Annotated in this window: 5 protein-coding genes; all 5 read right to left on the reverse strand. The window is 72.0% G+C overall.

Features of this window, described 5'->3' with window-relative positions; translation table 11 throughout:
* Positions 1–24 precede the first annotated feature (24 nt).
* Complete coding sequence (locus tag ACE3SG_RS26580) at positions 25–10,500, reverse strand: filamentous haemagglutinin family protein (RefSeq protein ID WP_374569272.1); 10,476 nt, start codon at positions 10,498–10,500, stop codon at positions 25–27.
* A 23-nt stretch (positions 10,501–10,523) separates the two neighbouring features.
* Positions 10,524–12,194 (reverse strand): ShlB/FhaC/HecB family hemolysin secretion/activation protein, encoded by a 1,671-nt coding sequence (locus ACE3SG_RS26585; RefSeq protein WP_374569273.1) that lies wholly within the window; start codon positions 12,192–12,194, stop codon positions 10,524–10,526.
* Between the two features lie 59 nt (positions 12,195–12,253).
* The gene (gene glf / locus ACE3SG_RS26590; protein WP_374569274.1) at positions 12,254–13,414 is read right to left on the reverse strand and encodes a UDP-galactopyranose mutase; all 1,161 of its coding nucleotides are present in this window, start codon (positions 13,412–13,414) and stop codon (positions 12,254–12,256) included.
* Positions 13,415–13,517: 103 nt separating this feature from the next.
* On the reverse strand, positions 13,518–14,981 hold the full coding sequence (locus ACE3SG_RS26595) for a hypothetical protein (RefSeq protein WP_374569275.1): 1,464 nt from the start codon (positions 14,979–14,981) through the stop codon (positions 13,518–13,520).
* A 198-nt stretch (positions 14,982–15,179) separates the two neighbouring features.
* Positions 15,180–15,971, reverse strand: coding sequence for a LuxR C-terminal-related transcriptional regulator (locus ACE3SG_RS26600; RefSeq protein WP_374569276.1), 792 nt, complete (start codon positions 15,969–15,971; stop codon positions 15,180–15,182).
* Positions 15,972–16,049: the final 78 nt, after the last annotated feature.

Here is a 16,049-nt window from a genome sequence, read left to right on the forward strand (position 1 = left end):
CGTTCGTTCTCGTCGGTCGAAAAATCAGCCCTGGCCGAAACCAAGGAACTCCAGCAACAGCTGGCGGCGGGCGCGGCGCCTGCGGCGGCGCTCGTCTTCGTCGTCGTCGCCGCTGCGGGTGGCGCTGGTCGCCGCGTCGGCGGCCTTGGCCAGGCCCGCGGTCACCCCCACCGTCGGCGCGGCCGGCGGCGCACCGGCCACCGAGCCCCCGACGATGTCGTCGGCGCCGCGCACCACGTCGGCGCCCAGCGTGACCGAGCCGAGCGCGCGGATGCCGGCCTCGCCGGCGTCGATCGCACCGGCCGGCGCATACAGGTCGAGTGCGCTCTTGGCATCGAGCACCGCGATGCCGCTGCCGCTGAACGAGCCGCTGGTGTCGACGACGATGCGGCCGTTGGCGTCCAACCGGTAGACCGGCGCCGGCGCGCCGACCACCGTCTTCGCGCCACGGCCCGCGTCGACATCGCCGGTCGACGACCACAGCAGGATGTCGCCTTGCGCCAGCGTGAAGATGCGCGACTGGTTGACGAGGATGTCGTCGCGGGCGATGCCGGCAATGCCCCCGCCGGCCACGGTAACGATGCCCAGCTCGCTCGGCGGCTTCGTGCTGCTGCCGGTCTCGCCGGCGTTCACCGCACCACCCGGCGCCAGCAGCGTGATGCCCGAGCCCTGCAGCGTGCGGGCCTGCGTGGTTGGCAGGCGAATCTCGCCGCCCGGCCGGCCCAACGGGTCGACCGGGAACAGCGCATTGATCGCCGCATAACCGCGGTCGTACGCAGCCTCCTTGTCGGCCGCCAGCCGCGCCGCCACCGCCTCGCGGCCATGGGTGCGCACCTCATCGACCAGCACCTCGTTCAGGCGCAGCAGCTGGCGCTCGATCGGCAACTGCTCGAAGGCCGTCAGCGCCGCGTCGAGGGCCAGCGCCTGGCCGGTCTGGGCCTGCATGAAGTCGATCAGCGCCTGGCCTTTGGCCGGGCTGTCGGCCCGCGCCACGGCCGCCACGAACGGCAGCCGCCTGGCCGCGTCTTGCTGGCCGAAAGCATCGGCCAACAACACGCCCGGTGCCGCGGCCCGCTTCACGTCAGACAAGGTGGCGAACGCCTGCAGCGCCTGCGCGTCGGTGTCGCCGGCGTGGCCGACCAGGCCGCGGACGTAGCGCGCGATGCCGGCGTCGTACGCCGCCGTGCCGAGCAGGCTTTTCACCTGGTCGAGCTGCGCCGCGCCGTCCAGCGCATCAAAGGCCTTGGCCTCGGCGCTGCCCAGCGGCGGCACCTGGCCGTCGGCAGCGCTGAGCATGGCGTAGACATCGCCGGCCCGGGCCGCCAGCGCCGCGGCGCCCAGCACCGCGAAGCCCCGGCGCGTGGCCGCCATGTAGTCGGCACCGTCGGCGCGCAAGCCGGCCACCAGGGTCAATCGGCTGCTGCCTTCGGCCAGGCGCGTGGCGTTGTCGACGTTGCCCACCGCCTGCACCCCGGCGCCGCGTCCCAGGTCGATGTCGCGGCCAGCCAGCAGCACCAGGTCGCCTGGGCCGGCGATACGCAGCGCCGCCTGGCCGAAGCTGATGTCACGGCCCGCCTGCAGCAGGCTCAGCTCGCTGCTGGCCGCGCCGGGTTCGCCGCCGTCCAGCCGCACCGCCTGGTGCTGCACCTCGACGCCCGAGTTGGTGTTGGTGCCGGTGAACGCAATGTCGCCCGCGGCCAGCAGGCGCAGCGGCCGTGCCGACCGGATCGCGCCTTGCACCTCGACATCGCCAGTGGCCGACACCAGGCGCGCGGGCGTGCGGTCGCTGCGGTCCAGGCCGGCGCCGTCGCCGCGCTGCAGGTCGGCGTAGGCCAGTGCCAGCCAGGCGCTGCCGGGCAGGCCCTGGCCGTTCAGGCTTTGCGGGTCCTGGCCGCTGTCGTCGTGGTAGGCCACGCCTTGGGACCAGCTCGCGTTGAGCTGCAGGTCGGTGCGCAGCGCCAGGTCCTGCGCGGCCAGCAGGTCCAGCCGGGCGGCCGGGTTCTCGGCCTGCTGGATGATTGGGGCCGCGGCGTTGCCGCCGCCCAGCGTCATCGCCCCCGATGGCGCCGCCATCAGCACCTGGCTCGGCAGCAGGTTGACGGTGAGCGAGTCGCCGGCCGAGTTGTCGTAGGTGTCGGGCTCGGCGTCGGCGCGGTAGCTCAGCTGGCCACCGGCAGCGCGCAATGACAGCGAGGCCTCACCGTCCAGCCCGCTGACCCAGCGGCCGTTCAGCGCATGGCTGCTGACATCGGCACCCAGCGTCAGGTCGCGCCGCGCGTTGACCTGCACCTCGGTGTTCTCGTGCGCCAGCAGCAGCCCGGGTGTCGTTGCGCCGACCTCGGCCAGTGCCGGGTTCTCGGCCCACGCCACATCGCGCCCGGCCTGCACGCTCAGCGCGCGGCCACCGGCCTGCACGATGCCGCCGACCACGTCGCGCCCCGCCGTCACGCGCACACTGCCACCACCGTACTGGTGCGCGCCATCGGCATCGAGAAAGCCGCTCGACGGCGACGCCGCGGTCAGGCCCTGCACGTCGGTGCCGGCACTCACGTCGACCCGCCCGCCGCCGAACGAGGCCACGCCGTGCTGCAGGCCGGCGGCGTAGTCGTCGGGCTTCGCGTCCCAGTAGACGACACCACCGCGCTGCTCGATGCGCGACCAGCCGTTCGGGTGCGCCCCCAGCAGGTGCGACTCGTTGTAGTACGACGCGAAGCTGTCGAGCACGACCGAGCGCGAGCGCACCGCCTCGCCCGCCCGCACGCGGATGTCGCCCCCGTCGGCGCGGAACGCATCGGCCAGAAACAGCTGCGTCCGCACCGCCTGCGCCGCGTCGTCGGCCACCACCACGCCGCTGCTGTAGACCCTCGCCCGCCCTTGCACCAGGTTCACGTCGCCGGCAGCGGCCAGCGTGACGTCGCCGGTGGTCGTGCGCACGCGCACGTCCTTGATGCCGTGGTCGTCGCGGCCGATCAGCAGATCGGCGCTGCTGTCGCGTTGCGTCGCGCTGGCCGATGCCGCGTGCAGGTCGGCCCCGGCGACGAAGCGCAGCGAGCCACCGGCGGTGCTGCGCCCGCTCCAGTGGAAGCCGGCATCGATCGACGAGCGCACCCGCAGCTCGCCCGCGGCGCGCAAGGTGATCGTGCTGTCACCCACGGCGCTCACGTCGCCGCCGGCCAGCATGATGTCGGCGCGTTCGCTCGGCGCCGTCCACGCGCCACCGAGCATTGTCAGGTCGAGGTCGCCGTCGCTGCGCACCTCGGCGGCGGCATGGATGCGCAAGGCCGATTGCAGCCCGTCGTTGCCGTCGGCCAGGCGTTCGGCCAGCAAGCTCGCCTTGCCGCCCTGGGCGCCGACGAAGTCCCGGCCATCGGCAGCGAGCGTGCCGACCAGCAAGGTGCCCGGCGCCGGCGCCGCGTAATCGGTGACGGTGGTGATGCCGTCGTAGACCTTGACGGCTTCGACATCGACGCGGCCCGCGCCGTGGATGTCGGCCCGCAACGGCGCAATGTCGACACCGGCACCGCCCGGGTTCGCCTCGCTGACCCCCAGCCGCGCAGCGCGCAGCAGCACGCGCCCGGCATCGCCGCCTTGCGCGCCGGCCGCCACGTCGACGCGGCTGCCGGCCTGCAGCTGCAGCGTGCCCTGGGTCGACGCCAGCTCGACACGGCCACCGTCGCCGTCGGCCGCCTGGGCCGACGCGAGCAAGCCGGCGCCCGGCGCCAGCGTCAGCGCGCCTTGCGCTGCGAGCGCGATGCGGCCACCGTCTGCGCCCCGGACGTCCAAGGTGCCGCGCACCGTGAGCACACCACCGTCGGTGGAGAGTTCGATCTCACGCGCCGCCAGCTGCGTTTGCGGGCCGACCTCGAGGTCACCGCTGCGCTGGTGCACGCGGATCGCGCCACCGAAGCTGGCCGGGTCGGCCTCGTCGATGTGCCGCGCCAGTGCGGCCAGGTCGATCGGCGCGCCGCTGTCGATCGCCAGCTCGGCGCCTTGCGAGCCGGTGCTCGTGCCACGCAGCTGACCCAGTACCTGCACGGTGCCTTGCGGCGCCGCCAGCTCGATGCGGCCGCCTGCTGCGGCGCCCGCACCCGACACGTTGACGAGGCCACCTTGCATGGTCACGTTGCCGGCCTGGGTCACCAGCGACACCTGGCCGCCGCCCAGGTCGACCGAGGCCTCGCCGACCGCGACGTGGCGCCCGGCCACGTCGATGCGGCTGGCCGCGCCCAGCGTGATGCCATCACGCGCATCGAGGCTGACTGCGCCAGACGGCAGCACGATGCGCCCGTCATGTCGGATCTGCCCCGCGTCGATCTGCAGCGACGCGCCCAAGGCCGAGGGCGGCGCCACCGGGTCTGCCGACGCGGCGATGCTCAGCAAGCCACCCGCTTGCAGCGCGGCGCCGGCACCGGCCAACTCGGCCACGACCGCGCGCGACTGCAGCGCCATGTCGCCGCCAGTGGCCAGCGTACCGTCGCGGCCCGCCAGCGCGATCGCATGGTCGGCGTCGAGCGTCAGGCTCGCCGCGTCTTGCACCACGACCCGCCCTTCGCCGAGCCGGATGTCGCCGCTGCCGCCGGCCGCCGTCGAGGCATGCAGGGTCAGCTGGCCACCGCCGGCATGCGCCGGGCCGCCGGCCAGGCCCGAGCTGTTGGCCAGCGTGATCTCGCCGGCGGTGATGCGCGCGCCTGCGCCGCCGGCCTCGGTGGCCCGCAGCGTCGGCGTGTCGAGCACCAGGCGGTCCAGCGTCGGCGCACCATCCGCCCCCTCGCCCAGCACCGCGCCCTCTTTGAGGTTGATGAAGCGGTAGGCGTGCAAGGTCAGCTCGTCGGCCTGGCTGACTTGGTTGAGCAAACCCGGGGTCAGCGACAACACACCGGGGCCACCCACCGGACCACCGATGGTGATCGTCGGTGCGCCCAATGTCAGCTCGCTGGCGGCCAGGCGGGCCGAGCCGGCGATCTTGGTGTCTTGCGTGGCATCGAGCACCAGGCTGCCACCCGCGGCGTCCAGCTTCGCACCGGCGCCGATCTCCAGTGCACCGCGAGACAAGGTGGCGCCCTGGCGCTGCAGGCTCGCGCCCGGCGCGGCGGCCAGGCGCAACGCGGCGCCATCGCCCTCGATCGTGTAGGCCGCGGCCTCGGTGGTCGACGCCGTGGCCCGCAGCACCGAGCCAGCCTCGACGTCGACGCGTTCGTGTGCGGCGAGCACCAGGTCGGGCACCACCAGCGCCTGGCCGCCGGTGGCGACCGTGACACGCTCGGCGCCGACCGCCAAGGCCGTGCCAGTGTCTGTGCTCGCACCGCTGCGGGCGCCGATCACCAGCGTCTCGGCGCCCAGCTGGTTCAGTGTCGCCACGCTCAGGTGCAAGGCCTCGTCGGCCACGCCCCCGGCCGGCTCGCCGACCACCACCTCGCCGGCGGTGAACTCGGCGCGCCCGCCTCGCCCGGCAGCTGAGCCTGCCGTAGCGCCGGCACCGGCCATCGCAATCTCGCCGTCCAGGCGGGCGCGGGTGGTGGCCAGTGCCAGCGTGCCGGCGTCCATCGGCCGCTCGGGCGTGGTCACGCCCTGCTGCGCCGCCTGTTCGCTGAACACGGTGTTGGCCGAGGTTTCGCGAATCTCCGACCGCTGGCGCGCGAGCGCACGGGTGCTGATCTTCCAGGTGCTGGCCTGCGCATCGGCGAGCGCCGTGCCCGCGGTCGACAAGCGCGCGCCGACCCAGACCGAGCCGTCGACCTGCGCCACTGCGGTGTTCATCGACAGCGGCGTGCTGGCCTTCACCGGCTCGACGAGGAACGCCCCCGGCTGCAAGGCATAACGCGCCGGCAGCAGGGTGTAGGTGCCGGGGGGCACCGGTGCCCCGGCGCCGATCTCGATCTGGCGGCCGAAGTCGGCGGAACCCGCCAGCGTCGGGTCGAACAAGGCGGCACCCTTCACGCTCGGCACCAGCGCGTAGGCCCCGTTGCCACCGGCAAAGACATCGGTCGAGCCGCCCCGGCCCGGCACGAATTCGTAGGCCACGAGGTCACCACCGCCGCGCAGGTCCAGGCTGGCGCCGGTGGCCACGTCGACACTGGGAGATTCGATGTCGATGCGCTTGCCCGGCGGTGCGGTGAGCACGTGGCCGTCCGGCGCCACCCAGCGGCCGCCGGCGCTGTCGCCATAGGGCAGCACCAGGCCGGCGGCCGAGACCGAGGTCTGGCTGCCTTCGGCCAGCGTCACCGCCTGGCTGCCCTGCAGCACGATCTGGCCTTGCGGTGCGCGCACGACACCGCCCTGGGTGATGGTCGCCGCGGCGATGGTGAGCTTGCCGCCGGCCGACAAGGGCGTGGCGATGCCCGACGCATCACCACCCTGGCCGGCGATCGTCACGTCGTGGCCGGTCGCGTCGATGCGAAAGTCGGTTTGCGTGCCGGGGTAGAGCTGGCGCGCGCTCAGCGCGAGGTCACCGGCCGTGGTCAGGCTGCCCTGCAGCGCCGTGGCATTCACGCCGTGCAGCATCAGGTCGCCGTCGGCCTGCAGCGACAGGCGCTCCAGCCCTTGGGTGACCCAGTGGCCAGAGACAAGCAGGCCGTCGCGCGAACGGATGTCGAGCGTCGCATCGCCTTCGCGCGCCACCGGGGTCGGCGCCGCGGTGCCGGTCGGCACACGAACGCCTTGCAACTGCACCTGGCCGCCGGCGAGATGGATCGCCTGGCCCGGCTGCACCGCGAGCGCGCGCGAGGCCAGCGTCAGCGTGCCGGGCATGTCAATGTCGGCGCCTTCGAGAAAGCGCAGCGTGTCCCGCGCGCCGAGCACCAGGTTCGCCGCTCCCGACGCGCGAATCGTGGCGGTGGAGATCGACGCGATGTCGGTCAGGTCGGCGATGCCGGCGGTGTCGCCCAGCGCCAGGCCGCCGGTCTTTTCGGTCGGGCCGCCGGCAATGCGCAGCTCGCGCCTGGCGTTTTCGGCCGACCCGGTCTCCGCCGTCGGCTCGGCCGTCAGGTTCACGCTCAGCGTGCCGCCTTGGCCACGCGTGCCGCCGGCGTGCAGGTCGATGTGGCCTTCGCTCACCAGCGCCCGGTTGGCTTCGATCGCGACCGTGCCACCATTGCTGTCGACCGGCCCATGGACCCAGCGCACGCCGCCTTCGGTCAGCTCGCTGCGGTCCAGCACGGCGCTGGCACCATGGGCCACCAGCTCGGCGCCCTGCTGCATCACCAGCACCGGCTCGGTCGCCGCCGCGCCCTTGGCGGCGAGCGTGATGCTGCCGCCATTGAGCACCTGGCCCTGGCGCAGCCCATTGGTGCCCGGCGCGATCAGCGCCGTGCCGGACACATCGATGCGGCTGTGCGCGCCCAGCCACAGCATGGTCTCGGAGGCCTGGCCCGGCACCGCCTGCTGGCGCGCATTGATCGACAACGCCACCTTGCCGCCGGCCGTGCTCAGCTGGCCGTCGACCAGCAGCTGGTTCTGCGCCGACAAGCTCAATGTGGACAGCGCCGGCGCCTCGATCACGGCACCTTGCTGCACCACCAGGCGGCCGGTGTTGGCATCGGTGCCCGACGAGCGCAGGCTCAAGCTGACCGCGGCCGGCACCGCACCGGCCATCGGGCCGGCGCTGGCCAAGGTCTGCCAGTCGCTGCCGCTGGCCGCGAGAACCGCCGCGCGCGGATCGGCCAGCCACTCGTCGCGCCGCAGCGTGGTGCGGCTGCCGGCGGCCACCTGCAGCTCGCGCCGGCCGTCCAGCACATAGCTGCTGAACCCGCCCTGCTGCAGCAGCGCCGGGTCGATGGCCACGACGCCGGCCGCGCTGCTGCCGGCACCGAGCTGGATCTCGGGCGCGGTCAGGCTCAGGCTGCCGCCGGTGGCCAGCGACTGGCCACGCAACTCGCCCTGCAGCACCAGGCCCGGCGTGTCGCCGGACAGCGCTGCGGTATGCGCCAGGCTGATGCTGCCGGCGTTGCCGCCGCTGAGCAGCCCCGCGCTGTCCACCAGCGCACCACCCGACACATCGACCAGGCTGCCGGTGCCGAGCTGGACACCGGTGCCGCCGGCGGCCGAGAAACTGCCACCGACGATCGCCGAGCTGTCGCGCGGCCCGTCCTGCATCGCATTGATGAAGCGGCCTTGCAACTGCACGGCCGCACCATCGGCCAACACCGCCTGGCCGAGCTTGCTGTTCAGCTCGACCTGGCCACCGGCGCTGCGCGTCTGCCCCCCCAGCACCGTGTCGCCCTTGCTCGACAGCAGCCGAAGCGTGGCCTTGTCGCCGAGGTCCAGCGCCGCGTTCGCCGATTGACCGAGCACCGACACATTGCCGTTCGCCGCGATGGCGACTTCGCCGAAACCGGCGTCGACCAGCGTGTCGCGCTGCATGCCCGACGCGGCCGGCAGCATGGCCGCCATCGCATCGGCCCACAGCTGCGTCTCGTCAACCTGCGGCCCTTGTGTGCTGACGTTGAAGAAGCGCAGCACCGCGTCGCCGCTGTGGTTGCCGCGGGTGAAGTCCTGCCCGCCCTGGGTGACCGCGCCGACGCTGAACTGGCCGCGCCCGGCCTGCGCGTCGTCGCCCTGCTGCTGGCGCGTGCCTTGGGTGACGTGGGCGTCGAGCGCACCCTGCAGCACCACCGTCGGCGCGACGACGTGCACGCCGCCGGCCGCCCGGCCTTCGACATAACCTTCTTCGTGGTGGGTCGGGGTCAGGCTGCCGAAGTTGACCTTCACGCCCCAGCGGTCGAAGCCGGCCGCGCTGCCCTTTTGCAGGTTCAGCGCCGAGGTGTAGACCTGGTCGGCCGCCGCGTGGTTCAGGTCGGCCACCTGGCCGTTGGCGCCGATCAGCTGGGTCTCGCGCACCTCGGCCGCGGTGTAGGCCACCTGGCCGCCGGACACGTCGATGCGCGAATTCGCATGCGTCAGCACGCCGCTGCCGGCCGTCAGCCGCACCTGGCCCCCGGCCGACAAGCGCTCGTCGATCGTCTGCTGCAGGCCGTCGCGGTAACCCTCCAGGCTGCCGAGGATCAACGAGTCGTCGCGCACGTCGACGGTGACCCGGCTGCGGTAGAGCAGGCCGTCTTTCTGCAGCGGCGCGTCCTTCAGGTCGTTGCTGCCCAGCAGCCCGGTGGTGACGAAGAAGCGCGACACGCTGTCGGTGGCGGTGGTGGTGCCCGACACGTCGATCAGCGCGCCGTCGCCCAGCACGATGCGCGAGGCGTCGCCGGCGTCGTGGTCGAAGACACGGTTGGCGTAGGCCTGGTAGCTGGGTGTCGCTTCGGCCCGCACGTCGACCGTGGCGCCCGGCGCCACGACCTGCGCGCCGGTGTCGAGCAACACGCTGGCGCCGGCCAGGTCGATGCGCGGGTTGACGAAGGTCGCGTTGCCGTCGCTGGTCAGCGGCTTGCCGCCGTTGCCGGCGGCGCCGTCGTCCGGCGCGATCGTCGTCTGGCTGCCGGCGCCCAGCACCAGGGCGCCGGCTTCGGTCGCGCGCACGCCCTCGTTGCGCGACTTCGCATCGCCCTGCGCGCGCAGGATGATCGAGCCGTTCTCGGTCACGCTCGTGGTGGCGCTGATGCGGCCCATCTGGTTGACCGCCATCGCCACCAGCGTGGCGTTGCCGCGCGGCGTGTCGATGCGGCCGCTGGCCTGGTTGACCACGCTGCCATGCGCGCCCTCGGGCGCACCGGCCGGGCCGGCGCCCACCTCGACCAGCAGGCCACGCAGCGTCGGCACCTCGGGGTTGGCCTCCGAGGCGTACAACGCCGCCTGGTCGCTCGGCGGCTGCAGGTAGACCTGGCCCCCGCCCGCCAACATCGTCTGCCCGCCCGGGGTGCTGATCTGGCCCGCGTTCTCGACCCGCTTGGCGAAGAGGAACACGCGGCCGCCGTTGGTGGTGGTGATCGTGGCGCCTTCGTCGACGCGAACGAAGTTCTTGCTGTCGACGAAATCGGCCGCCGCGCCGTCGTACTGGAAAGCTGGCTTGGTCTTGTCGTACAGCAGGCTGTTGGTCAGGCCCGAGAGGTATTCGCTGTCGCTCAGGTTCAGCGCCGAGGCGACCAGCGAGCCGGTGTTCACCTGCGCGCCGCGGCCGAACAAGATGCCGTTGGCGTTGATCAGGTAGATCTCGCCGCCGTTGGTGGCGCTGAGCTTGCCGAAGATTTGCGACGGCGCGGTGCTGCCCAGCACGCGGTTGAGCGCGCTCGAGTTCTTCAGCGCCATGTCGAAGGTGACGCTGCTGCTGGCGCCGATGTCGAAGCTCTGCCACTGGTAGATGGCGCGCTGGCTGTCCTGACGGATCTTCTGGTCGATGCCGCCCTGCCCGTTCGGCGTGTTGACCGGCGCGGCGCTGCCGTTGCCATAGACCCGCCAGCCGGCCGTGGGCACCGGCACCGCGTTCGGCGCCGGCGGTCGGGTGGCACCAGCCACCCACAGCGGCCAGCAGGCGGCCAGCGCGGCCACCAGCGGGGTCAGGCGCGCCTGCAGCGTGGGGTGCGGGCGGTTGGGCAGCGTGTGACGGGGGGCCATGGTCTGAAACGGATGAAGAGTTGTCAGAAACGCGCCACCAGGCGGGCATGCAGATGCCGCTCGCCGAGCGCGCTGTTGGGGCTGGCGCGCAGCGGCCAGCCGATGTCCAGGCCACCTTCGATGCTGGCGTGGGCATCGCCGCCGGCCACGCGCAGGCCGAGCCCGGCGCCCGCCAGCGACTGCACCGGCGGCTGGCCGGCCGCGGCGTCGACCGTGTAGACACGGCCCGCATCGACGAACAGCAGCGGCGACAGGTCGCGCAGGCCCGGCGTGCCGCTGGACGACAAGTTGGCCACGCGCCACTCGAGCGAGCCGAGCCAGCCGTGGTCGCCGGTGGCCTCGCTTTCGAAGTAGCCGCGCACCGTCTCGGCACCGCCGATCGCGTATTGCTCGGCACTGACCAGCGCACCCGAGGCGGCTTGTGCGCCGAGCCGGCCCATCAGGCTGCCGCTGCCCACTGGCTGCTGCAGGCGAAGGTCGAAGCGGCCGATCAGGAAGCTGCCGTCACCGCCCTTGCGCTTGCACGCGAACTGGTCTTGCGGCCCACTGCCGCCGCTGGCCAGCGGGCAGTCGACGTCGCGTTGCAGCAAGGCCCGCGCGGCGGCGGTCAGGCCCGCGTTCCACTGCCAGCGCAGGTCGCCGTCGGTGGCCTGGTCGCTGTAGGCCAGCTGGAACGGCAGGTAGCGCAGCGGCGTGGAGATCGCGTCGGCGCCGAACACCGTGCGCTCGCGCAGCAGCTTCAGGTCGGCGCCCCAGGTCAGCACGCCGGTGCGCTCGCCGCCGCGGCGAGCGAACGCGCGAGCACGGCGCAGGCCGAGCGTGGTGCCGCGGCCCAGCACCTGCGTGCCACCGAGCGTTTCGAGGTCGCTGTCGGACAGGGTCAACGACAGGTTCCAGCTGTCGCCCGCGTTCTCGGCCTCGGTGTCGGCGATCAGGTAGTTGGCCACCAGCACCCGCGACTGCGCCGGCGCGACCGGCGCCGTGATGAAGGTCAACGACAGCGCATGGTCGAGCTGGAACAGGTTGTCGTAGCGCAGCGTGGCCACCGCGCGCCACGGCTCGGTGGCCGCCGAATGCTGGTTGTGAACCTCGATCGAGCCGGACAGCGGCAGCTTGTCGTCGACCTGCAGTTCCACGTCCACCGTGCCGGGCAGGCGGCCGGGCTTGAGCACCGGCTGCACGCGGCGATCGTCGCCGCGGTTGACCTCGCCGAGCTGGGCCTGCACCTGGTTGAAGTCCGGCACGGTGCCGGGCTGCAGCGCATTCACCTTGGCTCGGATGTAGCCCTGGTCGTGGTAGCGCGAGCCCAGCACATACAGGCCACCCACGCGCCCTTCGATCACCGCCAGCCGCACCACGCCGCCCTCGACCCGCTGCTCGGGCACGTCGACGAGCACCGTCAGGTAGCCGGCCTTCTGGTAGACGGCTTCGAGCGCGGTGCGCGCAGCCTCGACACCCGCCATGCCCTTGCCCGGGCCCAGGTGTGGCTCGACGGCCGCCTCGATCGCAGAGACCGGCAGCACGGTGTTGCCTTCGACCTGCAGTTCGAGCAGATCGAAACCGGGCGCCGCGGGATTGGGCGAATCGGCCGACTCGGGCGATGGCGCCGGTGAGGCCGTCTCTGCGGCACGGGGTGCAACAGCCGCCGACAACAGCGCGGCCAACAACAGGGGGAAGACAACGGAACGGTTCACGGGCGTGATGTTCGTCAGGCGGGGTGACGCGGCCCGCCCGATCGCATGGTCCGAACGGCTCATGCCGACGGGGTCAGTGCGTCAGTTCGGTGACATTGGCCTTGCAAGGTGCGCTGCACATGGGCCAGCGCGGCCCCGATCACCTGGTGCATGTCGTAGTAGCGGTACTCGGCCAGCCGGCCGCCGAAATGCACCTGCGGCGCCAGCGCATCGGCCAGCGCGCGGTAACGCTCGAAGCGGGCCCGGTTGGCCGCGGTGGCCACCGGGTAGTAGGGCTCGGCGCCGGCGTCCCCGGCGGCCGGGTATTCGCGCGTGATCAGCGTGTGGCTCGCCCGCTCGTTGCGGCCGGGGCTGGGCAGGTCGAAGTGGCGGTGTTCGATGATGCGGGTGTAGGGCACCGCGGCCTCGGTGTAGTTGACGACCGCATTGCCCTGGAAGTCGGCCACCGGCAGCAGCTCACGCTCGAAGCGCAGCGAGCGGTATTCGAGCCGGCCGTGGGCGTGGTCGAAGAAGGCATCGATCGGGCCGGTGTAGATGACCTGGTCGTAGCGCGCCAGCCAGTGCGCGCGGTCACGCAGGAAGTCGACCCCGAAATCGACCCGAATGCCCGCCAGCAACCGGTCGAACAAGGCGGCATAACCCCCGATCGGGATGCCCTGCCAGCGGTCGTTGAAGTAGTTGTCGTTGAAATCCAGCCGCACCGGGATGCGCTTGATGATCTCGGCCGGCAGCTCGCTCGGGTGGCAGCCCCATTGCTTGCGCGTGTAGCCCTCGATGAACAGGCGGTACAGCGTCGGCCCGACGGTGGCCAGGCAGTGCTCTTCGAGGTTGGCCGGCTCGGCGATCGGCTGGCGCTCGCGCGCCAGCGCGGCGCGTGCCTCGTCGGGCGTGCGTGCGCCGAACACCTGGTACAGCGTGAACAGGTTGATCGGGAAGCTGTAGAGCCCGTCGCCATGCCGCACCTTGACGCGGTTGACGTAGGCATTGAAGCGCGCGAAGCGGTTGACCCAGCTCCAGATGCGCTCGCTGTCGGTGTGGAAGATGTGGGCGCCGTGCAGGTGCTCGTGGCAGTCGGCCTCGGGCACGTAGCGGGTGGCGCAGTTGCCGCCCGGCTGGGCGCGCTGCTCGATCACGTGGACGCGGTGGCCGGCGTCGTGCAGCTCACGCGCGCAGGTGGCGCCATACAGGCCGGCGCCGACGATCAAGATGCGGGAGCTCATGCGAACCTTGGGGCGAATGTGGTGAGGGCGGGCACCGTGGTCGGCGCCCGCCCCCGTTCTGTTGGGCCGGCTGGCGCCGGCCCGTCCCAACGACCTCTGAGGGTTACTTCACCATGCGCATCGGCGAGCAGCTGGCCGCCACGTTGCGGTCCATGCGCGAGGCGAACTTCAGCGTGACCGGGTCGGTCAGGTCGTCGTAGGCGCCGGCGTAGGTGGAGGGTGCCGACAACACGCCTTGCTGGGTGTCGACGTCGGCGATGTTCAGCGCGCTGGCCTTGCCGCCGTTGGCGCGCAGGGCGATCAGGAACGACTTGATGTCGGCGTCGGTCAGCACGACCTTGTTCCACTGCATCGTGGCGTTGTAGACGAACTTGTAGTCGCCTTGCTTGGCGTTGTCGCGCGAGGGCGATTGGCCGTCGAGCTTGACGAAGCGGTAGCCCTTGTCGATGCCCAGGCCGGTCGGCAGCGGGGTGTTCTCGCGGCTCAGCATGCCGATCGCGTAGGCGGTGCCGCCCAGGTTCTCGACCGTCGTGCCGAGGCAGGTTTCGACGCTACCCGAGCCGGTGGCCAGGTTCCAGGCCAGCGTGCCGTTCTCGGCCAGGGCCGGCGAGGCGAGCACGGTGGAGTTCTTCGTGCCGACGGTCTGACCGACCGGCGCGTAGACGGCGGTGCCCGCGCCGCAACCGGCGTTCAGGAACTCGACGTTGAAGCTGGCCTGGGTGCCCGAGCCGATGTTGCGGCGGCAGACGTTGACCTGCTTGCCCAGCACGCCGGCGTCGACGCTGGTCGGCACGACCAGGTTCCAGCCGCGCTTGTCGGCCGAGCTGCCGGTCAACTGGCCGGACAGGGCGGCCGAAACGAAGGTGCGCGACAGCGTCGGCATCTTCACCGGGTTGTCGTCGAGCACACCGCCGGCCGGGATCAGGCCTTGGGCTTCTTGCAGCGCACGGTAGAGCTTCTTGTTGACCGCCACGCCCATGATGGTCTGGTTGAAGGCCTTCGAGTCGAGGTTCTTCGTATCCACCGGGAGCTGCGGGGCCGGCAGGTTGGCCGCCTTCTGGAACAGTGCGGGCTCGACGTCCGACAGGCCGGCATCGGCCACGCGGGCGGCCACGCCGTTGCAGGCGAAGCTCGGCACCAGGATGTCGGTGGCCGGCGACGGGTTGCCGGTGGCGGTGCAGCTGCCGTCGACGACCATCAGGTCTTGCGCGGTGCCGGTGGCGATCGGGTTCACACCCTGGAACGAGCCGCCCAGGTCACGCTTGACCAGCAGCACCGGCGTGCCGGTGTTCCAGTTGCCGACCTTCTTCTTCAGGTTGCACGAATAGGCGCGGTAGCTGCTGCCGGCCGGGGCGCTGCCGGTGCCGTTGAAGAACACGTCGAAGCTGGCCGGGGTGCACTGCTCCTGGAACCAGGCGCCCAGGAACAGACGCTGGGCCGAAGCGCCGGCGATGTAGACCTCTTTCAGCGTGCCGGCCGTGCGGGCGGCATCGATCTGAGCGGGGGTGAGCGCTTGGGCGCTGCCGGCGGCGGCCAGCGCGGCCAGGGCAATCAGGCGAACTTTCATGTTTGACTCCAGGGAAGGGTTTGTCGGTCAGTTGCACCGCGTGCGGCGAACTGGCGGCACTATCGCGACGGGCAGTGACGCCCGTGTGGGTGATGCGCCCCCCACGCACCGTGCCAATGGGCCATGCGACCCCGCACAACTGTCATCTGCGGCTGGCGACACGATCCAAACCGCCTCGGCGATACAGGCCCTAACCAATTAGTTGATGAGGCGACGCGACATCGCCTCGGCCACCGCATGCGCGCGGTTGCGGGCGCCGAGCTTCTTCTGGATGCTGCGCAGGTGGTTCTTCACCGTCAGCGGGCTGATGCCCAGCATCACCGCGATCTGCGCATTGGCCTTGGCCTCGCGCACGGCCGACAGCACCTGCAGCTCGCGGTCGGTCAGCGGCTTGGCGCCCGGACCCTCCCCGCGGCCACGCGAGCGTGCGTCGACCGCCCCCGCCCCACCGCCATACACGCGCGACAGCGCAAAGCGCAGATAGGGCATCCACAGGTCGAGCGCGCAACGCGCGTTGTCGCCCATCGGGGCGTCGTCGGCCCGCTGGCGAAAAAAGGCCACCAGCACCTCTTCGCCCTGGCCACTGAAGTGGCGCAGCGCATGCACCAGCGCGTGGTCGAAACCACTGTCGCTCAACTGCTGCGCCGGACCGATGGCGGCGAACGGCGGCGAGCGCAGGTCGACCTGCACGGCCCGTTCGCCGGCCTGCGACCAGGCCTCTGCCAGCGCGGCCCACAAGCGCGTGCCGGCATCGGCCAGTTCGTCCTCCACCCCCTTGGGCAGCGGCACGCAGTTCAGCACATGGGCCTGACGGCCGCCGTGGCGGCCGGCGTCGATCCGCATCAGGGCCAGGTCGTGCGGTAGGAAGCGGTAGAAGTGCAGCCGCAACCAGACGAAGAACTGCTGCGGCGAGCCGACCTGATGCGCGGCCTCGGCGGCGCGCAGGAACGCGTCGCCGACATCCGGCGCGATGGACAGGGTGGACAGCATGAAGCGGCGCAGCGTAGTGGCGCGTCATGACAGTGCGATGGCAGCCGACATCGCTTTTTGGTGCCGGGCTGACGCGAA

Source organism: Ideonella sp. (genome assembly GCF_041914305.1).
Taxonomy (GTDB): domain Bacteria; phylum Pseudomonadota; class Gammaproteobacteria; order Burkholderiales; family Burkholderiaceae_C; genus Ideonella.